This window comes from Planococcus sp. VCh962, from assembly GCF_057748275.1.
In genome coordinates this window covers 72,168-96,275 of sequence record NZ_JBYLHS010000006.1, presented here as the reverse complement: position 1 = coordinate 96,275, position 24,108 = coordinate 72,168, and the positions used below count along the sequence as shown (strand labels likewise).

The following is a 24,108-nucleotide window of genomic DNA, read 5'->3' as shown; positions in this document are numbered from 1 at the left end:
AGAGCTTTCAGCGGAAATAAATTCCCCATGAAAGCTCTCTTTATAATATATAGTTATTCATTTTAACGAAGATTCCCGTTGCTCCATCGCTTTGCGCCATTTCACCACTTCGCGCTCTTCAATCTGCTTCGCAACCCTCTCATCCCAGCTATCCTTCAGCGTATTCCAGACACGGGCATAAAAGACGTCCTGCTTTTGATCATATAATTGAAATTCGATACACGGAATCCAGTGCATTTTGTGCTCAATGCAAGCTGTAATGTCTGTCACGATGATTTGAAAACTTTCTTCTTCCGGATACACCATTTCCTTGGCAAGAAGCTGCTGCATGCGGTCCTTTTTCAAAGTTCCTTTTGCTGCATCATAGCGGTAAAGCGGAAGTTTCTCTTCAGCTTCCGAATCAATAGTTCCTGCCGATAACAGGTAGTTGTCATGGACGGCACTATAGGAAATCAAGGTTTGATCCCCTTCCATGTCTTCATCAAAAATGCCTTTTTCCAAGTAGCTATATCCTTTAGCCGTCAGTTTATAACCCGCTTTTTCAAGCTGGATCAATTGGCCACGCTGCATCTTGTCGATCAAATCGCGGACAAACAGTTCTTCCACCAGCAGCATTTCTGCTAAAGTGGCGGCCCTGCGGATATCCGATTCCTGAAAAGCAAAAAGCAGCATTTTCATCAAGATGTCCATCTTCAATCGCTTTACCCGGTTAAAACTTACGTCATAGGACACAATTGGCAGCTTCCAAAGCTGGTCTTTTATAATGGATACATCAGGAGTTGCCAACAGACTCGACCGCAGTTCTTTTATTAGTTGATCCATTCGCTCACCCCTTACTTCCTTGCAATAGCTTCAAGCCATTTTTCTGTTTGACGGTTTCCAATACATGTCGGTACATTTTTTTCGTTTCGTCTTTTTTCGCACGCTGCGTGAACATCTCGGAACTGCCGACGAGCACCAATAATTGCTTGGCACGTGACAACGCCACGTTCAAGCGGCGGTAATCTTTGGCAAATCCGATATCGCCGTGGTTGTTTCGATTGTTGCGCACCATGCTGAGCAGGATGATTTCCATTTCGCTTCCCTGGAAGCGGTCAACGGTTCCGGTTCGGATCGTCAAATGCGGCAAGCGCAGTTCCTGATCGATCATGCGCTGCAGCCGCTTGACTTGTTCGCCGTAGAAAGAGATGACGCCGACGCTTTTCAATTCGTCTGCCGCTATTCTTCCTGTCCGCTTCGCTTCAGCTACTGCATCGTTCATTTCCACCAACAGCGCACTGATTTCCTGAAGTTCCGATGGATTGTAGAGGCTTTTGCCGCCGCTCATCCGTTCTTCAAAATACGCCGCTTCGTTCGGCAAATCCAGCCACATCAGATGGTTGCTGCGCTTCACTGAAGGCGATTCCAGGAAATGATCGCGTTCCAGGTCGGAATCCAGAAGCCCGCATTGCAATTGCATGTTTTCCCCTTTATAAAACGGCGAGATTGTCTCCATGATATCTGCATGCATGCGGTATTGAATTGCGAGCATCGTCTTATTGGATTCCGGCAAGTTCTTGTACAGACGCTCAAACAGCGACTCTTCCAAGAGCTTCTCGAGCTCCCGCTTTTCTTCAAAGCCGCTGTTTTCTTTGATCATTTCCTCGAGCGTTTCTTCCAAAGTGTCATTTCCAAGAAGCGGTGGCAACTGATGATGGTCCCCGACCAAAATGATTTTCTTAGCCTTAAGCATCGGCAGCAACAATTCCGGCGGTGTCGCTTTCGATACTTCATCGACGATCACCACATCAAATACCGGGTAATTGTCGATAAAGTCCTTGCGGGCAGAAGCGACACATGTCGTCCCGATGACATTGGCATGCTTGATATACAATTTACGGATTTCGTCCAAATCATGATTGTTTGCATCTTTCAATAAATCCAGCCATTTCTTCTGGATGGACTGCATCAAAGGCAGATTCTTCTTTTCCTGTTTGAGGGATTCCTGATCAAATGAAAGGCTGACGATTTTTTTCGCCGCTTCTTCATATTCAATTTCAGGATTCGAAGAAAGAATTTCCTTTAAAGCGGCCGCTTCTTTTTCTTTCATTGCCATTTGTTCTTGCAATTGATCGGTTTCAGCCTTTATTCCGGCTATTGTGATTTTATTTTTCTCTAAAGCCGCTGTTTCTTGTGCACAGTCCTTTTGAAGTTCTGCTATCCGCTGCTCTGCCTGCTCATACAAGGCTTTGTCTTTTTGGAGTTCAACAAGTCCAGCTTTATGTTCAGGGATGGCTGCTTCAATATCTTCAGGCATATCGGCCTCAACAGCCATTTGCTTAAACTGCAGTTCAAGCGGAGCGAGCTCCTGCTGCTTCCGTTCCAGTTCCGCCTGCCACTTCCGGTCCAACTCGAGATAATGCTGTTGCTGTTTTAACAGCTCTCCGCATACAGCCTTTTGCAGTTCCTGGAAAGTCCGTTTGGAATCTTCGATATACGCTTCAGCAGATTTCAGCTTCGCGCCTCTTCGCCACAGATTCTGTTGCCGCTTGTACAAACCGGTGAGTGCTTTTGCCAGTACAGCCGGCTCACTGCGCCGCGGACTCTTCAGCACTTCCCTCAGCTTTTCGAGGAAAGAATCAATTTCAGAAGAACGATACGCTTCCGGTTTTGCTAAAGCATGCTGCTTCATCTCATCGATAGAAGGATTGAAAGGCGCCAGTAATTGCTCAACATAGGAAATTGCAGCGGCAATCAATTCGTTGTATTTCCGCAATTTTTCAAACTCGTTCATCTTTTCACGGATTGTCTCTAACTTATTGAGTGAATAGGTGATAGCGGGTGTTTCTTCTATTTTTTGCTCAGCCATCAGTTGCATCAGACCGTCCACTTTTTTCACGCGTTCCGCATCTTCCACTAAAGTATTCTTCTGCTCAATAACCGCCGTTACTTGCTGGCGCTTATCCGCAATTGCAGCGATATCCCGCTTTTTACCGGCCAGTTCTTGTTCCAGCTTTTTAGCCAGCAATGCACGTTCCAGCTGTTGGATTTTTTCTGAAATTCGTTTATGCTCTTCGTCGAACCACTTGATGCTTTTGTTTTCAATCAAGAATTGTTCTTTGTGAAGCAATTGCTCAAGCGCCTGCAGCTTTTGCGTCATTTCCCGCTGCTCATCCATAGCCTTTTGTTCCACCAGCTCGAATGCCTTCAGTTTGTTCTGCTCTTCTTCCAGCAGCTTTTCGATTGCGCGATGTTTCTCATGCGCTTTTTTCTTTTCTTCGACGGCTGCTGCTAAACTTTCGTAAATCGGCTGCAGATTTTCATAAGCCTGTTCCGTTGCCGCCAGTTCCTTTTCCAATTCGGATTCACGGTTTTTCCGCGTTTCGTATTGAGCTGAAATTTCTTTCAAAGTATTGTCTTTCCAGTACTGGCCGACGTTTTCTTCGATGAATTTTTTGCCTTCTTCTTCGATGCTCTCGGTCCGGCCGACACGCAGAATCCGGATATCCTTATTGGCCAGCAACCGGCCAAGTGCATTATCGACTGCTAAATTCGATTGTGAAGCGACAAGCGTCTTCAATCCCTTTTTCGCATTTTGGAGACAGATTTCTGCAATAACTGTGGTTTTCCCTGTACCAGGCGGGCCTTGAATAACGTATAAATCTTCCGCCGCCATCGCACCCGAAACCGCTTGCTGCTGAAACTCATTCAACCGGCTTTGAAACGCCAGCCGCTCTATTTTCCGGAGCGGCTGCACCGGCGGCTTTTCTTCAAACAGCAGGCGGTCGAGGTTCGGATTGACTGCGAGGCCTTTTTCCAGATTGGTGAATCCTTGGCGAAGCCTTCTGATTTGGCTGAGCGCTGCAAAATTGCTGAACACCACTTCTCTTTTATTCAATGAATGTTCTTTCTCGCGAAGCTGTTTGATGACGTAGGGTTGAAGCTCGATTTCAACGGTCCGGTTTGCTGCTTTGATCACCGTTCCAACATCACCGTCCATCCCGGTAAGCCGCACACTCAAACCTTTCAGCGTTTTCCATTCATTGTCTTTCATTTGGCAGCCGGTCAATGTAATGCGGCTGAAATCGTGGCTGAACGCCAATTTGGAATACGTCGTCTTGATATCCGGAATATCCATGCCGCGCTCTTGGATCTTCAAATAGCCTTCCCAGCTGGAAATCCGCTTTTTCACATAATCGGAACTTTCCTTCGCCGGCTTCATGCGGTTGAACACATTGAGAAGCGCCACTGGAGCCGGGTCCCGGGAGTTATCGAAAACGATGGATGCCTCGCGCTGCCAGTTCGTCCCGAGCGCTCCGTACACTTTTCGGAGCGTCACATTCGTCACCAGCAATTGATGGTTCTTGACGACGCAATGAAAGACGATCAATTGATCTATCTCTTTCTCGCTTAACCGGGAATTCTCCACTTTATCAAAAATCAGAGCAACCGAAAGAGAGGCATCCGGACTGGAAGGATACCTTTCGATAAACACGTTAAAAGCCTGATTCGCCATAAAAAATGAGCGTTCGCTAATACCGAACCCTCTCATTTTTTCCGAAGCGGTCTTTGTCATTCGTAATGAAGTTCTGTATGTATCTGCTTTTGCTAAAACCATTTAATCACCTGTTCTGTAAAACTAAAGAAGTCTCTTATTGAATCATTCTATTAAGACCCGGACACGATTAAATAAATCGGCCCGATCTTTTTTTCATCTAATCATCATATCATCTATTGCTGAAAATTAGCTTGTTAAGCTCTAAAAAATTGATGCAAATACGTTGAATTGCATCAGAAAATTCCCTCATCCATCTTCGGCAGATAACGGCATTTTCTTCCGGATAAGTGCAGGTTTTTAAGATAAGCTGTTCCTAAAAATAAGGTCAAAAGCTTGTTTGGAAGAGCCTTTCGCTTTGGCGAAAGGCTCCTGCACCCCAAACCGCATTTTGCTGAAGCAAAATGCCAAGGCCCCAAAGCTTTATCGGCGTTTCTGATGGTTTCTATCGACACATTTTTGATTTCTATCGGTGTTTCTTCGATTCCTATCGACGTTTCTAAAGTTTCTATCGGTGTTTTCGGACTTTCTATCGGTGTTTGCTGCATACCGCAATCTCAATGCGAAGCTGTTCCAGAAACTTAGCAGCTGCATTCGAAAAGACTTGGTGCTTTTTCCAGACAATATTCAAGTTCGCTTCTAACCTTGGGCTCAACGGCTTGAAGCTGAGCTTGCTGGTTCCTGATGTATTGACCAATTTATCAAGGCATAAGGCATAGCCGACATTCTCCTCCACCATGAGGGCAGCATTGTAGATCAAGTTGTAGGTCGCGACGAGATTCAAGTCTTCTATGTCCTGGCCGAACCATCCGGTCAATTCGTTGCTGACGGCGGTCTGGCGTGACACCAGCAGCGGCTTGTCGGCCAAATCTGCTGGTTCGATGGCCTTCTTCTGTGCCAACGGGCTATCCTTCCGCATCAATACACCCCAAACATCTGTGGCTGGCAGTTTCATATAATCGTATTTTTGCTTGTCGGTCGGTTCGATGACCACTCCGAAGTCCAATAATCCGCTGTCCAATTTCCCGGCAATGTCATCTGCATTCCCGCTGTAAAGATGAAACCGGACACCCGGATAATTCGCAAGCAGTTCTTTGGATACTTTGGCAATCAACTGCATCGCCTCTGTTTCGCCTGCGCCAATGTAGATGTCTCCACTGATGATTTCTTTTGATCTCTTCAGATTGGCTTCGGTCTTATCCGCCAGCTCCACAATTTCCTTCGCTTTCTTCAGCAGGAACATGCCTTCTTCCGTCAAGGTGATTTTTCGGTTGCCCCTGACGAACAAAGCGGTTCCCAGTTCCGATTCAAAGTCTTTCAATTGCCTGGATAATGTCGGCTGCGACAAATGCAGCTGCTTCGCCGCAGCCGAAATGTTCGCTTCATTCGCTACTGCAATAAAATAACGCAGCACCCGGATTTCCATGAACAGCTCCCCTTTCTTCTATACGCAAAAGGCATGGCAAATTATTTGATATAGGTATTGGATATTTGAATCGTACCACCTTATGATGAAATCAAAAAGATAAACCTAAAGAAAGAATTACAGGTGGCAATTAACGATAAAGTAATCGCCATTATATCGGATAGAAACGCCCGGCTTTGCAGCGAGTATGAATTGATAAATGAAAGGTGGCACTAACAATGGATATGAATGAGTTTATCGACTTTTGCCGAAAAGGCAACTCCATCCCAGCCGACGATCAGGAATTATATGGATTATTGGTGCAATGCAGCTTTGAAGCCCAAAGGATAACCATGGAACTGAACACTTCCTATCATTCCAAAGAAGAGATCGTGGAGATTTTCAGTGAACTGACCGCCAGCATCGTGGATCCGTCGTTTATGTGTTTCCCGCCGTTCTATACCGACTTCGGCAAAAACATCACCATCGGAAAAAACGTCTTTTTCAACACCGGCTGCTCGTTCCAGGACCGGGGCGGAATCCAGATCGGCAGCGGCTCGCAAATCGGCATGAATGTCAACATCGCTACACTGAATCACGGACTGCCTTTAAAAACCCGGAATACCACCTACTCCTCGCCTGTGGTCATCGGCGAGAATGCCTGGATTGGATCAAACGCAACCATCCTGCCCGGCGTGACAATCGGCGCCAATTCCGTTATCGCCGCTGGAGCAGTCGTGACGAAAGATGTCCCTCCGAACAGCGTAGTGGCGGGAGTGCCGGCGAAGCTGATGAAAACAATTGACAATAGTAGTGAGCAATAAGGCAAACCCCGATTTCTCCATCTCTTCCAGGAGAAATCGGGGTTTTTTCTTAGAACAGCAGCAAACACGGTATTTTTAGAATCGTTTAGAATAGTTTCCGATTCAAAGAGGGTATACTACCTTAAATTCAATCAGGAGGTTTTAATCATGACAAGTCCGTCAAGCAATCGAATCGATTCCGCTTCACGAGTAATCATGGCGCCGCCAGAAGTGATTTACCGTGCGTTCATGAACCCTGAATCCTTGAGCTCATGGCTTCCGCCCAAAGGGATGTCGCTTCATATGGATGTGTTTGAACCGCGCGAAGGCGGAACTTACCGAATGACCCTCACGTACGAAACCGATCACTCGAACCCTGGAAAGACTTCGGAAAATACGGACGTTACTCAAGGGAAATTTCTGGAGCTCGTGCCAGACACAAAAATTGTGATGGCCGGGAACTTTGACTCTGAAGATCCGGCATTCTCCGGAGTGATGATCCAGACCTGGTACTTGGAAGCTGTTTCAGAAGGAACCAAGGTGACGATCATATGTGAAAACGTTCCTGCAGGGATACGGAAAGAAGACCATGATGCCGGCTTGAATTCCACCCTTGAAAATCTCGCCAGCTTTATTGAAAAATAAATTGGCATCTATTTTGATGGCTTTATGAATAAACTGAATACCATTTCCTATGAAGCGACACTAATCATAATGTCTATGCCGAAGACTCTGCCGCTGCCTTGAAGAAACGCTATACGGCTAAAATAGAGGACTGGCTAAAAGAATATTACGGCAAAAACATCATCCTGGTTATGCATGTTATGCCGTTCGCTCTTTAAAGAAATTCGGCACCACTCGGCTATTCCTTTTTGGTTATCCGACTATTTGCCATTGCAGTTAAAAAAAAAGATGCCGCCTTCGATGAAGTCGAAGGCGACATCTTTTTTAGGTATGGCCAATGATTGGATCCCTTTAATCTGTCTTATAAATATTTCTTGAACCACTCCACTTGCGGCGGAAGAGAATCTGTCAATCCCGGCTCTGTATAAGCGCTATAATGGCCGCCGGAAAGAACAACTAATTCCTTAGGTTCGTGTGCTTTTTGAAAAGCTTCCATGGATAAATCGGCCGGCGCCAACAGATCATTTTCTGCGACCAACATGAGTAAAGGCGTCGGGGAAATGGTTTCAATGGTGCTGCTTGGGCTATATTCCAAAAGGGCTTCCATTGTTTCGAGCGTAACCTCATTTTCCCAGTTCGGTGCAATGGTGTTTCCGGTTTCAGTAAACCACTCAAAAGCATCAGGAATTGGCAAAGCACTTACTTCACCTTCTGGCGCAACTACCGGAACACGCTGAATTTCTGCTCCCATATAACGGGCTAATCGGTACGCGCTTAGATTCTGGACGAATCCTTGGAATATATCACTTCTCATCAATCGCTGAGCACTCTTCCATCCGTTCACTACAGGTGTTTGGGCTACTACCGCCTTCACCCGTGAATCTATCGCCGCCAAATGCAAGACATGAGCTCCGCTGTATCCCGCTCCCCAAATGCCGATTCGATTTTCATCTACTTGGTCATGGGTCGATATCCAACTGATCGCATTTCTATAATCTTTGTGCTGCTCCACAGGGATAACATGCTGCCTTGGCTCTCCTTCGCTTTCCCCGATAAATCGGTAATCAAAAACTAATACGACAAAACCTGCTTCTGCAAATGGTTCAGCAAAGTTCTTTAAATGCATCTCTTTCACTGCATTAAAACCATGCGCCATTACAATGGCTGGTTTTTTACCCAATTCGTCTCCTTCCGAAAGATACAGCCACCCCTTACAATTCAATCCTTCACTTGCGAACGTAACGTCTTTTTTGACAACGTTCATTACATCCCTCCTATGAAATTTTTTATTTCCCAAAGTAAAATATAAATTCTCTCTCGTTAATTTATCTGAATAATCAGATATTTAATATATATAGCATTGTTTTTTATGGGGGTCAATCAAATAAAGCTTTTTATTACATATCTTGTAAATCATTTTCATTATAAAATAGTGTCTTTATCTCCCGTCCTGATCAATAAAAAAATGAACAGAAAAAGGACCAAGAGTCTCCTCCTCGTCCTTCGTAATTTCCCTCTATCAGTTCTTATAATCCGTCATAATCGTGCCAATAAGAATTCCCATCACTTGGCCTTTGAATGCATCCGGCACGGACTCGCCGTTCGGATTCTTGTAGTACAGCAGATTCGCTTCTTCGTCATGCGTAAAGCCAAGGTCCATTAATTTCGTTTTTAATGGCTCCGGCAGTTGGTCGCTGCCTGTCACTTTTTCAAAATAAGGTGTCGTGTAGATAGAAACATCCACATCATCCAGACTGGATTCCAAAACGAATAAATCTGTTTCACTTTTCACAATCCATTGCCCTTTTGAGCTAACCGCTAATTGCATATGTTCCAAGGTAGAAATGCCATCCAGATTAACGCCGAAGATTTGATTGATTAGCGTGCGGTTCTCCGCTCCAGTAAGTGCGTAATCCTGTTCTTTCAGATAGCGGTCCATCACTTCATTCTTCGTCATTTTCATAATCCGCGCGTCTTGCCTAGCCGATGTCGGTTCTTCATTCCGGGAAACGCGCAAGCTTTCCATCACAGCTGTAGGATAGCTAGCCAGTTTGCTGCCATAATCCATCTTCGAAACATAGTTCAGGTCAATATCAAAAATTTCTTTTACTGCCAGACGGACTTCATTGCCTTTGACTTTTTTACCAAATGAAGCTAAGTAATGGTCCATGACGTTTACCTTCGGCATCTTTTGAATTACGCCATCAAGTTGAGTGGATTTCGCATCCACTCCCAAACTAACCCGGACCGCTCTCATCACTTTTTTCGAATACTTGGCATCCTGCTCAATATGCTGCGCTTCGTCAAATTGGATATTGAAGTTGGCCGGCGTTTCTGCAGCAAAGGCACTTCCCACTCCGCCAGTCAAAGTCACACTTGTGATCGTGCTGAATAAGACAATATTTTTTGTCATGGTTTTGATTTTCATCTTCAGTCCTCTTTCTAACTAATGGATTTTGTCATCACTTAACATAGCAGGCTTTGTATATTTTTCTTTCAAGAAATCATAAAGAAAAACGTGCCGAAAAGATTTCGGTCACGCTTTTCTCAATGGATTTTAGCCTAAGAATTTTCAGTTAAAAGATTTTACTTGGTTGATTGCATTTATTTCCACTTGTTCATTAATGGCTCTAATGCGTCCTCCGATGAAAAAAACATCTACAAGCGGCCAAATGAAAAGCGTCATCCAGCCAAAAAGAATCATGCAGACTCCCATGCCAATATTGCCAAGATAAAAGCGATGACCCCCAACTCCTCCTAAGAAAAACCACAATAGATAGGCAATCAATGGTTTTTTAGCTTTTGTTTCCATTTCCTGTTGAATGATTAATAACTGCTCACTTGTAAGCCCCTGCTTGCTTTGAATACTAGAATTGTACGTTGTCATTTCAAATCCTCATCTCTCATCTTACTATTTTTCCTATATATTACAATAAATAAACCTTTTAGTCTATATCAAAAGTAACAAAAAATTATCTTTTAATCTCTTAAAAGTGACATATAGTGTGTAGGAGCATTAATATGTTTACAATGAATTTAAAAATGGCTGTACAAATCGTACACAGTTATTAATTTCCCGAAAAATTTACAAGCAAAAAACTCAATCAGGAGGTTTTAAATTTGGCAACTCCATCGAGCTACAGAATCGATTCCGCTTCCCGGGTGATTAAGGCAGCGCCAAATGCTATCTACCAAGCATTCATAAACCCTGAATCTTTGAGTTTCTGGCTTCCGCCAACAGGAATGTCGGCCCATATGGACGTCTTTGAACCGCGCGAAGGCGGAACTTATCGGATGACCCTCACGTACGAAACAGATCACTCGACCCTTGGAAAGACTTCGGAAAATACGGACGTAACCGAAGGAAAGTTTTTGGCGTTGGTGCCGGACACTAAAATTGTCTGTTCCGGAAACTTTGATTCTGAAGATCCGGCGTTTTCAGGCGAGATGGTCCAGACGTGGTATTTGGAAGCCGTTTCAGCAGGAACTAAGGTCACAATCATATGTGAAAACGTGCCTCCAGGGATACGGAAAGAGGACCATGATGCCGGTTTGAATTCCTCCCTTGAGAATCTCGCCAGCTTTATTGAAAAATAGCGTCATTACAGTGGCCGTCCTTGCTCCAGAAGCGTATTTGAAAAAACGGATATATTTGATTTAGTCAAGAACCAATACAGATAATGTAAACCAACCACCATGCCGAAACAGGAATGGCGGTTGGTTTTTGCATTCCCTTCCCGTTTGCTAAATGCTGCGCCTATCGGCCAGGCAATTCCAGGACACTGTAAGGAGTAAAAATACAGCTGAAACAGAAGATATGATAATGTAGGGATTATGAAGTGCCGTATAAGCCCGAATCATTTAAAAATGTGCAGTTCCTTAAAATGCGCCTATACTTCAACAAAACGTGTTGAAGTTCCAGAAATAATCATTGCCAGAAGGAGGGAAACCAATGTCACGGCAGTCTGACCAAAAAGAAAAAAACCAGCTTAGCTATACACAGCAGCATCTCGCCAATGAACGAACCTATTTAGCATGGATCCGTACCGCCATTTCTATCGTTGGCGTCGGCTTCCTCGCGACCAGCCTGCATTTCACGATGGGTGCTACACGCAACCCATTTGTCGATTTCTTCACCATTGCGCTTGGCATTTTTGCCTGTATTTTCGGCCTCACCATCATATTCTCGGCAACACAAAACTATAATAAGAAACGCGAGCAGCTGATCAACGAGACTTTCATCCCCTCGAATATGCGCATCACGCTGATTTCCTCTATGTTAATCATCATGGTCATTATGGTCATCGTTTATTTCTTTATGATAATGTAAGCCGCCCGCTAGCCCCTCACAGGTTCAACTTCGCTCTCTTGAGGCGACTTTATAAAGACTCCTTTAGCCCCGAAAAGAATATCTTTCGGCTAAAGGAGTCTTCTTTCACTTGCCTGACCTATTGCTTGAACCAGATTAAATCATTACAGAATCGTCTTGCCAAGCCGGAAGCGTCTTTCCGAGCGGTTTGTCTTCCTTATAGCCCAGGACATACTCCGCCTGCATAATGGTATGGATTTCACGTGTCCCTTCATAAATGACCGGCGCTTTGGAATTCCGCAAAAAGCGGCTGACCGGGTATTGGTCTGAATAGCCGTAAGCGCCGTGGATCTGGAAAGCGTCGTCGGCGGCTTGGTTGGCAAAATCGCAAGCTTGCCATTTGGCCAATGACGTTTCTCTCGTATTGCGCTTGCCTTCGTTTTTCAATTCGCCGGCCCGGTACACAAGAAGGCGGCTCATTTGATAGCCTGCTTCCATTTTGGCAATCATCTGCTGGACAAGCTGGTGTCTGCCAATCTCTTTTCCGAAGGTTTCGCGTTCGTGGCAATAACTGACACTCGCCTCCAAGCAAGCCATGATTTGCCCTACCGCTCCTGCTGCTACAGTAAAGCGGCCATTATCGAGTGCCGCCATCGCGATTTTAAAGCCTTCCCCTTCTTCGCCAAGCAAATTCTCTTTCGGCACTTTGACGTCCTCGAAGAACAATTCCCCTGTATTGCCTGCCCGGATGCCGTGTTTCCCTTTGATTGCTTTGGATGAAAAACCTTCCCATGTCCGTTCTACAATAAATGCCGAAATCCCTTTATGCTTCTCTGAACGGTCACCTGTATAAGCGAAAACCAGGAAATGGTCTGCCACGTCGCATAATGAAATCCAGGTTTTCTGGCCATTCAAAATATAGTGGTCGCCATCTTTCTTGGCAGTCGTCTGCATCGCGGCCACGTCTGATCCAGCGCCAGGCTCGGTCAATCCAAATGCCCCGATTTTTTCTCCTCTGGCTTGCGGCGTCAAGTACTTCTGTTTCTGTTCTTCGGTACCCCATTGAAGAAGGGTCATGCTGTTCAATCCGATGTGGACCGAAACCGCTGTCCGGAAAGTCGTATCGCCGCGCTCCAATTCTTCACAGACGATGGCCAATGAATTATAATCCATCCCGCTGCCGCCATATTGTTCCGGAATGCATACACCCATCAGTCCAAGTTCTGCAAGTTTGGAATAAATGGCCGGGTCCGATTGCCCTTCGCGGTCCCATTCTTCGATATACGGCATGATTTCCTTGTCGACAAAATTCCGGGTAGCGCTGCGCAATAATTCCTGTTCTTGAGTAAAGTTAAAGTTCATCTGTTTTCTCTCCCTTATCAAATGTATTTTTTCATGTTATTCAACCGGTTGAATACTTCTTCATTGTGTTCTCCTGGCATCGGCGGATGGCGTTTAATTTCCACGGGTGTTCTGGACAATTTCAGCGGACTGCCGATCATTTTGATGCGGCCAGCTGTCGGATGCTCGTGTTCGATGAACATGTTCCGTGATTGAAGCTGCTTGTCATTTACAACGTCCTCCAAGTTCTGGATGGGCCCGCTTGGAACATTGCATCTTTTCAGCTGCTCTTGCCAAAAAGCTGTTTTCTCCGTCATTAATTGCTCTTGAAGAATTGGAATCAGCTGCTCCCGATTCTCTACACGCACCGGATTCGATTTGTACTTGTCATCCAAGGCAAGCTCCGGTTTCCCGAGAACCTTGCACAGCGCCGCGAATTGATGGTCGTTTCCGACTGCAATCACCATCTCGCCGTCAGCAGTACGGAATGTTTGATACGGAACAATATTGGCATGGGAATTTCCAAGAGCCGTCGGAATTTTTTCTGACATCAAGTAATTGCTGCCAATATTGATCAAAGCGCTTACCGCAGAATCATAAAGGGAAATGTCGAGCTTCTGCCCTTTCCCCGAAACGGTCCGTTCCAGTAAGGCTGCCTGGATGCCGATGCACGCATACAATCCTGTCAATACATCGACAATCGCCACCCCCGACTTTTGCGGGCCAGATTCTTTCGTTCCAGTTATGCTCATTAACCCGCTCATGGCTTGGATGATAAAATCATAGCCGGGCATATCCCGCTCGGGCCCTGTCTCCCCGAACCCGGTAATCGAACAATAAACGAGGCGCGGATTCAGCTCCGCCAATGTCTCATACCCCAGCCCGAAGCTTTCCATTTTTCCGGCTTTGAAATTATTGATCACCACATCGCTTTCCGAAACCAGCGTTTTAACGATTTCTACGCCTTCTTCCGTTCTCAGATCCACTGTGATGGCTTTTTTGTTTCGATTGGCACTGAGATAGTAAGCACTCACATCTTCCTTGAAGGGAGGGCCCCACCATCGGGTTTCATCACTTCCGCCCGGCGCTTCCACTTTCAGGACTTCTGCTCCGAGATCGCCTAAGATCATCGTGCAATAGGGACCTGCCAGTACACGCGATAAATCGAGGACTTTGACGTTCTCTAATGCTCCAGACATAAATTCACTCCTTTCATGACAACAAAAAAGCCAGTTCAAAGAGACTACAGCAAGCTGTTGGTCAAAATTGAACTGGCTTTTATCTGTGGCGATAAACCTGGAAGAGGTTTTCGGCAGACTAGGCAGTATGGGGTTATAAAGCTAATACTTGATCATGCGGGACGAACGCGTTCGCGTTTCGGCATGATTCGTACTTTTCATCCTAAACTATTAAATCTCGCTTGTAAACAGAAAAAAATAAATAATCTGAAATTTCATGCGTTAATTTTGCGGGTTTCATATTGATTGTGCAGATCCTTTAAGGCAGAAATCAATGCATTCCCTGCTTTTCCTAAGTAGTGGTTCTTCAATTTGGCGATCGGTTCTTCTATCCCATCTTGAAGGCTGTATCCTCTGAGCAATTGATGAATAAATTCCTGTCCGTGCGCTGTTGCTAAAGTGCAGCTGGCTGTTACGATCACCCCATATTTTTTATCCACTTCTGCTGTTATCGTCAACGTTTCGTACATATTCTGGGCTGCCATTCCAGAGGGCAACCGGGAGTGGCCAGCAATGAAAATCGTGTTCATGTTCCCATCCCTTTCTTCATAAAATATACCTTAACTCCTTCAGTATAGTAGTATTCGTTACAACTTGACACCTTCTTTTATTCCGCAGCAATTTTATACCAGGAATAGCCATTCTCTTCTTATAGATTAAACATATTGGCTTGCTGGAAATATGGCACGCCGGACAATTCCCAACACAAAAAGGCACACTCTTTTTCATCAGAGCGTGCCGGTATTAACGGTTATGCTGGCTAAAATCCTCCTTCAGCGAAACGACATAGCATGGGATTTGTTTTGTTTTTGAATGATCAGCCGCTCAAGGCGCGGTCGATTATACCGCTGAGCCAGGATGAACGGCATATTGAACAACACCGCATACGCCACGTTTGCCCAAAATGCCCCGGCCGGATTCCACAGCAAGAACAGTGGAGCCGGAATCATCGACAGCCAATGGGTCAATTCAGCTCTTCTGGATTCGATGACAAATTGAGTCAAAGACGGGTTATCAAACCCGTGGAGCGATTGCTTATTATAAGCACTTTTGAAAAACATGGCTCCGTCCGGAAGTTGTTGTTTCCACGCTTTTATTCGAAAAAACCGTTGCCAAAAATCACCATTCTGTTCAAAACGGAAAGAGCGAAACAGCCGGCTCTGGCGGTCAAACCATTGAGAAGGGATTTTATAAGCCCAATAAGAAATACCGAAATGGAAAATCGCCCATGCAACGGCATCCACCAACACAAGCCATCCGATAGATAATTCGATTAAAGGCATGCGTGAATCACCTCGGCATTTTGATTAGGTTTCGGCATTTCGCCCTCGCCGAATGAAGTTGTTCTTTATCATTTCCGCGACGCTTCGCGCTTCACAATCTTCTCGCTCACTTGCTGGCCGCTGAGTGTCACCATCGGCATGCCGCCGCCAGGATTTACCGTACCACCGACAAAATAAAGATTGTCGTACAGTTCGCTTTGTTTTTTATGCTTAAAGCCTTTATTGACTTTTTTATCCGAAACGGTCCCGTAAATCGCTCCGCGGTCCGATCCGTATATGCGTTCGATATCATGAGGCGTCCAGGCGTCGCGCGTCACAATATGGTCCCGCAATCCGTGAAGTCCCATGCGCTCCAATTTTTCAAGGACGCGCTGTTCGAACTTCGCATAATCCTCTGGAGTAAACGGATGGTCTTGGATATACGGGATATGCGGCAGGATTTTCAAGTTCTCGTGCCCTGGAGGCGCTTGTGACGGATCGGTTTTATTGGCATTGACAACGTAAATCGTCGGATCGTCCGGCAACTCGTGTTTCTTGAATACTTTTTCCATCTGTTCATGCAGGTTCTCTGAAAAGAAGAAGTTGTGGTGATTCAAAAAAGGATATTCCTTCTTCACACCCAGATGCAGCACAAGGCCGGAGCTTGACGGCTCAAACTTCTTTTCCAGCTTCCGTACAAACTTCTTATCCGCAGCCACCATTTTTTTGTAAAACGGAATCACTTCCATATTCGATACATAATAATCGGCCGTCTTTACAGTGCTGTCTTCCAGTTCCACGCCTGTGATTTTTCTGTTGTTATCCGTGTGTACGTGCTTAACGCCAAGACCGGTATGGAGTTGAACGCCCACTTCTTTTGCAAGTTTCGTCAAGCCTTCCGCTAATTTATGCATGCCGCCTTCAACATACCAGCAGCCTTGAGCATGCTGCATGTAAATCATCATATTGAGGACAGCCGGCGCGTTGTACGGAGAAGACCCGACGTATTTGACGAAATACGACAGCATGTCGCGCAGATGCGGGTTGCTGATCCGTTTGGAAATCGCTCCGTGCACCGTCGAAAACACATCAAACCCTTTTAAAGACGCAATAACCCCTTGTTCAGCAACCACCTCTTTTGTCGAATCGAGGCCTTTTTCAAAATAACCGGCTTCGGTCGTATCATAAATCCGTTTCGCATACTTTAAAAACGCGTAATACTCTTTCATATCCTTGCGGGTAAGCCACGGATTTTCCCGCTCCATTAACCGGAGGTCTCCATACAAATCCAACACCGTGCCATCCGGAAAGAACGAGCGCCACTCCCGGTTAAGCCGCTTGATCGATACATAATCAACCATCCGCTTCCCGCTGCCGCGAAACAGCTTATCGAAAATGTGCGGCATCGTTAAAATGGACGGGCCCAGGTCAAAGCCGAAACCATCCTGTTCCAGACGGTTCAGTTTGCCGCCTACATGCGCATTCTTCTCATATAAAGAAACAGCGTACCCGTTTTGCGCGAGAGAAATAGCGGCAGATAAGCCGCCGAGACCTCCCCCGATAACGAGTACGGATTTGTTGGGATTCGCCATATATGCACCGTCCTTCTTTCCGGAATTTTTTTCATCAATATAACTTGAATAAGAAATTCACTTTTTCATACCGCTTCGGCCGCTTTAAGTAAAGCAAAGACTTGTGCTCCTGCTCAAGCTCGTCGCAAAGAAATTGCTTTGTAAGAAGTATTCAGAGGCTATTTCTCTTTTTAACTAGAAGATATGGAGCAAAACAGCGAAGACTCCCGCAGGGCAGCGTAGCGACGAGACAGCCGAGACCCCGCAAGTTGCGAAGCGCCTGAGGAGGCTTGGCGCGAGCCTGCAGGAAAGCGGAGCTGTTTTGCGGAATATCAAAAAGTGATGATTATTAACTAAACTTATATAATTGAATCACTCAAAATCCGCACCATTTCACGTTTGGTCACATAGTTTTTCCGGGCAAAACAATCGTAGTTGTTTTGTCGGACACTTCCTAGAATCCCTCGGTAGACTTGAGCCGAGACAAGGACAGGAAAGCGGCTGTCTTCGTCAAAGTTCGCCACGCATTCAAGAAATTCATCGTAAAGATCTTCTGCACGCTTCGCCATCCCTTCCCAAACCTCTATAAAGCTGCCGGTGATTTCTGCATTGGCCAGTTGATCCACACGGTATCCAGCTCGCTTTAATTCCTCTGTAGGAAGATAGATTCTTCCCTTCCCACGGTAATCTTCTCCGACATCCCGTAAAATATTCGTCAATTGCATTGCCACGCCCAGGCTGACGGCCGAATCTGTGCAATCCACTTTCGAATCGGATGCGATGATCGGCAACAGCATGCGGCCAACTGAACCGGCAACGTAATAGCTGTATGTTTCCACATCTTCCAGCGTTTGAGGGGCGGAAAAAGAGATGTCCATGCGTTGCCCTTTAATTTGGTCATAAAATGGTTCGAGATCCATTTCATATTTATTGAAGACAACTCGCAATGCCCGCCATAAAGGATGATTGATTTCCTGTTTTTGGGCAAATCGATCGAGTTCCTCCCTCAGTTCGTCCAAAGCTTTTAATTGAGCGGCACTTCCAAGGTTTTCATCAACGCTGTCATCCGCTGTCCGGCAAAAGGCATAAAGGGCGTAAACAGCTTGAGCTTTTTCCTCGGGAAGTTTTGAAAAGGCATAGTAAAAACTTTTCGAATGTCGTTTAATGATGTCTTCGCAAAACGCAAAGTCCTCTCGGACAGACGATTGAGCAGTCATGAAAAGCGCCCCTTTCAGCGGGTGTGGAATAGGATCCCTTTGTCATCATGCAAAAGTTCTTCCGTGGCAATACGTGCGGACAGTAGAACAATCGGAACACCAGCGCCCGGATGAGTGCTGCTTCCAGTAAAGTAAAGGTTTTCACAATGAGTGGCTTTACTTTGAGGGCGCAGGTGATTGCTTTGGGCAAGTGTTGGCTGAAGGCCGAAAGTGGCCCCGTTGTATGCGTTAAAGCGCCGTTCAAAATCTGGCGGGGTCATATACGATTCAGAGACGATTTCCTGTTTCACGTTTTCGAAGCCTTTGATTTTTTCCAAAGCATTTAATATATTATTGCGGTAATGCTGGATTGTTTCATCATTCCATTCGTACTGAGAACATGATTTGTCAGATACCGGAACGAGCACATACAGCCCATCTTTTCCTTCAGGCGCAAGGCTCGGATCCAGCTTGGAACCGATGTAGACATAAAATGAGGCGGTGTCGAGACGCTTTCCTGAAAAGATATCATTCAAATTCTGCTCCAGTTCTTCATTGAAAATGAAGTTGTGGGCATTCGGCACTTCCTCATACTTTTTATCCATTCCAAGATACATCAAGAAACAAGAGCAAGAGTATTTCATATTGTCGATTTTCTTATCCGTGTATTTTCCTTTTGCCTTTGGTTCGGTGACGAGATTTTTCATCGCATAAGGGAAATCGGCATTGCACATCACGAAGTCTGACGGAATGAATTCCCCGTCCACTTGGATGCCGATCGCTTGCCCTTTTTCAATCACGATTTCGTCCACCGGGGAGTTGTAATGAACGGTACCGCCTTTTTCTAGGAATAACCGTTCAAGCGATTTGGCCAGCGTATACATTCCGCCTTTGATGAACCACACGCCATAAAGGAATTCGATCATCGGGATCATCGTATAAAGAGAAGGTCCGCTGTAAGGCGACACGCCGATGTACAAGGTTTGGAAACTGATCATTTGCTTCAAGCGTTCGTTTTTAATGTATTTGCTGATGAACGTATCCGCGTTATCGAAGGTTTTTAATTTTAAGCCTTGGCGCAGCACCGACAGGTTGTAAAAATCAGATGGTTTACGGAAAGGTTTTTGAAGGAAATGTTCTTTTGCGACTACGAAACGGCTGTAGATTTCTTGGATGTATTTAAAAAATCCTTGCGCATCTTCTTCTCCAAATTGCTCGAGTGTTTTCGTCAGCTTGATCAAATCTGAGCTGATTTCGTAATGTTCATCCCTCTCGCCTTCAAAAAAGACGCTGTACATAGGATCCAGACGCTGCATCGGAATATAGTCGTCCGGATCAACGCCGCACATTTCGAATACTTCACGGTAAAGTTCCGGCATCATGACAATGGTTGGCCCTAAGTCGAACTGATAACCGTCTTGCTCGATCCGATGCATCTTCCCGCCGGCCATCGCTTCTTTTTCATATAACGTAACTTCGTATCCAGCACACTGCAACCGACAAGCGCTCGCAAGACCAGCCACGCCCGCCCCGACGACACTAACACTCTTTTTCAAACGAATCTCCTCGTTTCTCACTTTTAGTCTAACGCTCTACTTGTACAAGGTTCTGTCGGAACTTTTTACAGATACCCCTGAATGTACAGTGTATTAGTACCTTTTATACCCCTCACATTTGGTTTGAAACCTACTTTGTTTAATTTTTGTATAATGTTTATATAGCATTAGTATAAGGTAAGTATATAACAAATACTAGGATTTCTTCGAGGAAAGAGGCCGGCACAATGAAAACAAACCACGAACATGGTCTTCTTGTAAAAGAAGTTTCTGAACTTACTGGTTTATCTCCGCAAGTGATCCGTAAATGGGAAGAGCGCTATGGACTGATCTGCCCGAAACGGCATAACAATGGCTATAGGTTGTACACGTGCGAAGACGTAGGAACATTGATGAAGATTTGCAGACTGCGGAACCAAGGCCATTCAATGAAAGAAGCGCTGCACTTGTTCCGTTCGCACCAGACGCCAGAGCCTGTTCCTAAAATGCCTGTCAGCGAAGATGTGCTTGCCCTATTAGCGAAAGGCGCTGTCTACGATGAGGCAGGCTTATTGCTTTTATTGAAGCAAGCACTTCACCGGCACGGATTGGAGAAATTCTTAAGCACCACAATCCAGCCGTTGATGCAGGAAATCGGTGACCTATGGGCGAGCGGAAAGTGGGATGAAAGCCAAGAAACCATCACGAGTTTGGTCGTCCGTGATTTTTTGGTGCAGATCCGAAGAAATTTTGATCTTGCGGAAGGTTCCCCTCTCATGCTCGGGTGCTGTCTGCCTCACGAAACACATGAAATTCCTTTGCACATCATTTTGCTCCAGGCGATGATGCATGGGTGGCAAACAATCGCAGCTGGGCCTTCCCCGAAGCTGTCATCGATTGAGTGCTTAGTACAGCGATTGCACCCACAGAAACTAGTATTGTCTGCAACAACTGCAGCACCGTTCCAACACAATCCCCATTTGTTTGAGCAATTGGAGGACATCGCAGAAAGAAACGAATCTACCGAATTTTTCATAGGAGGCAATGGCGTTTTCAATCATAAAATTTATTTCAATCCGAAAAGAATCCAGATTGCTTATTCCATGGCAGAAGTTTTTAAGGAGAACCGTGATTGATGCCGGATAATGAAAAAATATTTATTCCACCAACTGAAGCTGCTCCATGAGCCGCCGCATTCCCATCCGTTAGTTTTAGAACAGCTTTAAAAAGCTTGAGAAGAAAACTTCACGGGCTTTTTAAAGCTGTTCCACTCTTCGCACCTCATTCTTTTCTATACACAACTTTAAAATCATGCTCCCAATTTGTGCCATCATCCGATTTTTCCAATATGCTTTCTATGACCGTTCCAGTCTCATCAATTTTCCCGGTAAAACGCTGATAAAAGTTCAAAGGCGAAAAATCGGCAGTGTCTCTCCACCACTTCCAAACCCCGTTCTCCAGACTCATGGGACACAAACGGGTGACTCCACGCGAATCAAAATAATGCATCAAATACTGACCCGTTTCCGGATTGCAATCGTAAATGATCGTATAGTCGGGAAATTCGCTTTTATTGATATGCGTGCGCTGGATGACGTACTTCTCATCCATCCATTCAAAGCTGGTATGGCCTGAAATCGGATTTGGCTCAATATGTGGGTGAATCAATTCCATGTTCCAATTGCCGATGAAAAAATCCAATTGCTTTATCATTTCATCTCGAGCAGCTGTGTTCATAAATAATACCTCCCATTTCTTTGCAGGTCAGCAGACTCCATCATTACACGCTTAAAAAACGGAAAATTCGAAATTCTTTTTCACAAGTATAATTCGCTACCGCTTTTTCAATATCCTTTTTATTGGTATTTGCAATTCCGCTGTCGAAAGCCGCCCACTCATAAATAATTTGATTTCATATACTTTACTTAAGTCACAACTAGCAGTGTCCATCTAATCCACTGAATAATTCATCAAGCTCCACATCTGCGCTATAATGTAAGAAAATGCTTTCGAAATTCAGTTTTTTTATTTTGGAATGTTGGGTTGAAACGGAATAATAGATGCATTCGGAACAGGAGGAAGCGCTATTGAAAATTGCTATTTTGTCGGATATCCATGAAGGATTAAACCGTAAAAAAACAGGAGTGGATATTTTAGCTATAGTGGAACAATGGGTAAAAAACAACTCACCCGACGTATTCATCATGAGTGGCGATATGGCTGCCAGCCCTGAAAAAAGCCTGGCTTTATTAAATCGGCTGCAAAACAGTTTTCCGGCAACCAAGCTTTTATTCGTTCATGGCAATCACGATGTCTATGCCGAAGATTCTGCCGCTGCCTACGCCCACCTGCTCGGATTCCGCGGCAATCTGGGGAATGGCCCGGTGCAATTGAACGACGGCTGGGTCGTCATCGGTGATGGCGGCTGGTACGATTACACATTCGGCGTTGCAGGTTTCACCGAACCGCAATTTTCCAAAGGCACCTTCGGCCATTTTACTTGGCCCGATAAAACGCATGCCCATTGGCCGTTGTCCGACGCTGCCTTGACGGAGCGCTACGCGGCCAAAATGGAGGACTGGCTAAAAGCATACCGCGGCAAAAACATCATCCTAGTCACGCATGTTGTGCCGTTCGCCCATTTTCTGCAAGTAAAGGACGATCCGAGCTGGGACTTTTTCAACGCGATGATGGGGAGCTCCCGCTTTGGTGAACTCGCGTTGAAGTATAAGGTCAAGAAGGTTATTTTCGGGCATACCCATACACGCTATCATGAGCATTACAAAAACATTGAAGTGATCTGCAATCCGCTTGGGTACTACCCGCATGAATGGGAGCTGCAGACAGCAGAAGAGGAAATCGCATCCACGATTAAAATGATTGAAATTTGAAGAATCATGCGATTGCAGTTAATAAACTGCCTTTCTTTTGATACAGGCATGCGAAAAAATGTTTACTTCAATTGGTCAACAACCAATACAGACCATGCAAAAAACCGCCATTCCAATAAAGGAATGGCGGTTTTTTCATTTATTTCTATTTATCATCCATTCTGCTGCGGTGAAAACAATCACTTCAACAAGCTCAAAACACTCCGGAACAATACCGTCGCACCTTTTTCAATATCCCCTGCTTCCACACATTCATTCGGATTATGGCTGACACCGTTGACACACGGGATGAAGATGATGCCGGAATCCATGACGGCCGCCAGTGAATTCGCGTCGTGGTTCGCACCGCTCATCATCACCCGATAGCCCATGCCAGCTTCTCTGCAAACTTGTTCGACAGCCGAGACTATTTTTTGCGACAGGTCGGACGGGTGCTTTTCGATATTCGGCTTGATGGCCACCTGGTGGTAAGTGGAGGCATAGTCCGAAAACCGCTCTGCTATTTCACGCATGGTCTCGATGTCCGTCCCTCTGACTTCAAGGGTGAAATCCACCCGCCCCGGCACGACGTTCGGCAAATTCGGATGCACGTACAATTCCCCCACTGTCCCGACATTCGGTTCACCATATGCTTTGACGATACGCTCGAATTCCAGCAGGATTTTTGCTGTGTTGATCAGCGCATCGTCCCGATCTTCCATCCCCATCGTCCCGGAATGCGCAGCTTCTCCGTGGACCGTAACGTCCAGCCGCTTAATGCCGGCAATCGCGTGCACAACTCCGATGTCCGCGCCATTGTTCTCCAGCTTTTTCCCTTGTTCGATGTGGAGTTCCAGATAATTGCTGTACCGTTCTGCTCCGGCAGTCTCTTTCACTTGCTGAAGGCTGAAAGGCGTGCTTTCCAGTCTCTTGATAAAATCGTCATCAATTTCAATGGTTCCACAAAATGCACGGCTGCCGAATGTGCCGCCCAAAATATTCGCTTCTTCACCGCGGAACGAAACGACCGTCACCGGCTTCTCTAATTGAGCACCGTTTTCCAAAAGTGTGATCAATATTTCCAAACCCGCAACAACACCAAGTGCTCCGTCGTATTTTCCGCCGTTTTTCACCGTATCAAGATGTGAGCCGATCAGAATCCCTTTTTCGCCGTCCGGCCCGATGGTCCCGAATACATTGCCGATGGCATCACGGTGCGTCCTAATGGAATGCTGCTCGCATTTTTCAATGAACCAGTCCAGCGCCGCTTGTTCTTGTTCCGTATAAGCGAGGCGAGTGATTCCTTCACCTTCCGAAGTGATCTGGTTCAATTCATCCAGCAGATCCATTAATCTTTGATGGTTAACCTTCATTTTGATCACACCCTCCAAACCTTAATTTGTTTGTATAAATTGGCCAG

At 45.5% G+C, this 24,108-nt stretch carries 21 protein-coding genes; 6 read left to right on the top strand and 15 right to left on the bottom strand.

Features of this window, described 5'->3' with window-relative positions:
- Positions 1-57 precede the first annotated feature (57 nt).
- From AC3AQ9_RS15375 to AC3AQ9_RS15365, 3 genes are all read right to left on the bottom strand, one after another.
- Positions 58-822, bottom strand: a complete 765-nt coding sequence (locus AC3AQ9_RS15375) for a hypothetical protein (RefSeq protein ID WP_488308371.1) — start codon at positions 820-822, stop codon at positions 58-60.
- Between the two features lie 4 nt (positions 823-826).
- A complete protein-coding gene (locus tag AC3AQ9_RS15370) occupies positions 827-4,597 on the bottom strand; it encodes a DEAD/DEAH box helicase (RefSeq protein WP_488308370.1) in 3,771 nt (1,256 codons plus the stop codon).
- A 466-nt stretch (positions 4,598-5,063) separates the two neighbouring features.
- Positions 5,064-5,960, bottom strand: coding sequence for a LysR family transcriptional regulator (locus tag AC3AQ9_RS15365; protein ID WP_488308369.1), 897 nt, complete (start codon positions 5,958-5,960; stop codon positions 5,064-5,066).
- Between the two features lie 218 nt (positions 5,961-6,178).
- Between AC3AQ9_RS15365 and AC3AQ9_RS15360 the strand changes: the two genes are divergently transcribed.
- Both AC3AQ9_RS15360 and AC3AQ9_RS15355 read left to right on the top strand, forming a co-directional pair.
- Positions 6,179-6,763, top strand: coding sequence for a sugar O-acetyltransferase (locus tag AC3AQ9_RS15360; protein WP_488308368.1), 585 nt, complete (start codon positions 6,179-6,181; stop codon positions 6,761-6,763).
- Positions 6,764-6,910: 147 nt separating this feature from the next.
- On the top strand, positions 6,911-7,387 hold the full coding sequence (locus tag AC3AQ9_RS15355; protein ID WP_488308367.1) for an SRPBCC domain-containing protein: 477 nt from the start codon (positions 6,911-6,913) through the stop codon (positions 7,385-7,387).
- A 340-nt stretch (positions 7,388-7,727) separates the two neighbouring features.
- On the opposite strand, the gene AC3AQ9_RS15350 is transcribed toward AC3AQ9_RS15355, so the two are convergent.
- The 3 genes from AC3AQ9_RS15350 to AC3AQ9_RS15340 form a co-directional block, all read right to left on the bottom strand.
- Complete coding sequence (locus tag AC3AQ9_RS15350) at positions 7,728-8,630, bottom strand: alpha/beta hydrolase (protein WP_488308366.1); 903 nt, start codon at positions 8,628-8,630, stop codon at positions 7,728-7,730.
- 255 nt (positions 8,631-8,885) lie between these two features.
- The gene (locus AC3AQ9_RS15345) at positions 8,886-9,794 is read right to left on the bottom strand and encodes a hypothetical protein (RefSeq protein WP_488308365.1); all 909 of its coding nucleotides are present in this window, start codon (positions 9,792-9,794) and stop codon (positions 8,886-8,888) included.
- 144 nt (positions 9,795-9,938) lie between these two features.
- Positions 9,939-10,253, bottom strand: coding sequence for a TM2 domain-containing protein (locus AC3AQ9_RS15340; RefSeq protein WP_488308364.1), 315 nt, complete (start codon positions 10,251-10,253; stop codon positions 9,939-9,941).
- A 233-nt stretch (positions 10,254-10,486) separates the two neighbouring features.
- On the opposite strand from AC3AQ9_RS15340, the gene AC3AQ9_RS15335 reads away from it, so the two are divergent.
- Together AC3AQ9_RS15335 and AC3AQ9_RS15330 are read left to right on the top strand one after the other, a co-directional pair.
- The gene (locus AC3AQ9_RS15335; protein WP_488308363.1) at positions 10,487-10,963 is read left to right on the top strand and encodes an SRPBCC family protein; all 477 of its coding nucleotides are present in this window, start codon (positions 10,487-10,489) and stop codon (positions 10,961-10,963) included.
- A 355-nt stretch (positions 10,964-11,318) separates the two neighbouring features.
- Complete coding sequence (locus AC3AQ9_RS15330) at positions 11,319-11,696, top strand: YidH family protein (RefSeq protein ID WP_488308362.1); 378 nt, start codon at positions 11,319-11,321, stop codon at positions 11,694-11,696.
- Between the two features lie 135 nt (positions 11,697-11,831).
- Here AC3AQ9_RS15330 and AC3AQ9_RS15325 read toward each other — a convergent pair whose 3' ends face one another.
- The 7 genes from AC3AQ9_RS15325 to AC3AQ9_RS15295 form a co-directional block, all read right to left on the bottom strand.
- Entirely contained in the window at positions 11,832-13,037 is a 1,206-nt protein-coding gene (locus tag AC3AQ9_RS15325; RefSeq protein WP_488308361.1) for an acyl-CoA dehydrogenase family protein, read from the bottom strand.
- A 17-nt stretch (positions 13,038-13,054) separates the two neighbouring features.
- Positions 13,055-14,215: a CaiB/BaiF CoA transferase family protein gene (locus tag AC3AQ9_RS15320; protein WP_488308360.1), complete on the bottom strand. Its 1,161-nt coding sequence runs from the start codon at positions 14,213-14,215 to the stop codon at positions 13,055-13,057.
- 254 nt (positions 14,216-14,469) lie between these two features.
- Entirely contained in the window at positions 14,470-14,784 is a 315-nt protein-coding gene (locus tag AC3AQ9_RS15315; RefSeq protein WP_488308359.1) for a DUF3870 domain-containing protein, read from the bottom strand.
- A 243-nt stretch (positions 14,785-15,027) separates the two neighbouring features.
- Positions 15,028-15,537, bottom strand: coding sequence for a glycosyl-4,4'-diaponeurosporenoate acyltransferase CrtO family protein (locus AC3AQ9_RS15310; RefSeq protein WP_488308358.1), 510 nt, complete (start codon positions 15,535-15,537; stop codon positions 15,028-15,030).
- 68 nt (positions 15,538-15,605) lie between these two features.
- Entirely contained in the window at positions 15,606-17,108 is a 1,503-nt protein-coding gene (locus tag AC3AQ9_RS15305; protein WP_488308357.1) for a phytoene desaturase family protein, read from the bottom strand.
- A 338-nt stretch (positions 17,109-17,446) separates the two neighbouring features.
- Positions 17,447-18,304 (bottom strand): phytoene/squalene synthase family protein, encoded by an 858-nt coding sequence (locus AC3AQ9_RS15300; protein ID WP_488308356.1) that lies wholly within the window; start codon positions 18,302-18,304, stop codon positions 17,447-17,449.
- Positions 18,305-18,318: 14 nt separating this feature from the next.
- On the bottom strand, positions 18,319-19,839 hold the full coding sequence (locus tag AC3AQ9_RS15295) for a phytoene desaturase family protein (protein ID WP_488308355.1): 1,521 nt from the start codon (positions 19,837-19,839) through the stop codon (positions 18,319-18,321).
- 227 nt (positions 19,840-20,066) lie between these two features.
- Between AC3AQ9_RS15295 and AC3AQ9_RS15290 the strand changes: the two genes are divergently transcribed.
- Positions 20,067-20,954, top strand: a complete 888-nt coding sequence (locus tag AC3AQ9_RS15290; protein WP_488308354.1) for a MerR family transcriptional regulator — start codon at positions 20,067-20,069, stop codon at positions 20,952-20,954.
- A gap of 145 nt (positions 20,955-21,099) precedes the next feature.
- Here the strand turns inward: AC3AQ9_RS15290 and AC3AQ9_RS15285 are convergent, their stop codons facing one another.
- Complete coding sequence (locus AC3AQ9_RS15285) at positions 21,100-21,555, bottom strand: hypothetical protein (RefSeq protein ID WP_488308353.1); 456 nt, start codon at positions 21,553-21,555, stop codon at positions 21,100-21,102.
- Between the two features lie 350 nt (positions 21,556-21,905).
- On the opposite strand from AC3AQ9_RS15285, the gene AC3AQ9_RS15280 reads away from it, so the two are divergent.
- The gene (locus AC3AQ9_RS15280; RefSeq protein ID WP_488308352.1) at positions 21,906-22,709 is read left to right on the top strand and encodes a metallophosphoesterase; all 804 of its coding nucleotides are present in this window, start codon (positions 21,906-21,908) and stop codon (positions 22,707-22,709) included.
- Between the two features lie 179 nt (positions 22,710-22,888).
- Here the strand turns inward: AC3AQ9_RS15280 and AC3AQ9_RS15275 are convergent, their stop codons facing one another.
- On the bottom strand, positions 22,889-24,061 hold the full coding sequence (locus AC3AQ9_RS15275; protein ID WP_488308351.1) for a Zn-dependent hydrolase: 1,173 nt from the start codon (positions 24,059-24,061) through the stop codon (positions 22,889-22,891).
- Between the last annotated feature and the right edge of the window lie 47 nt (positions 24,062-24,108).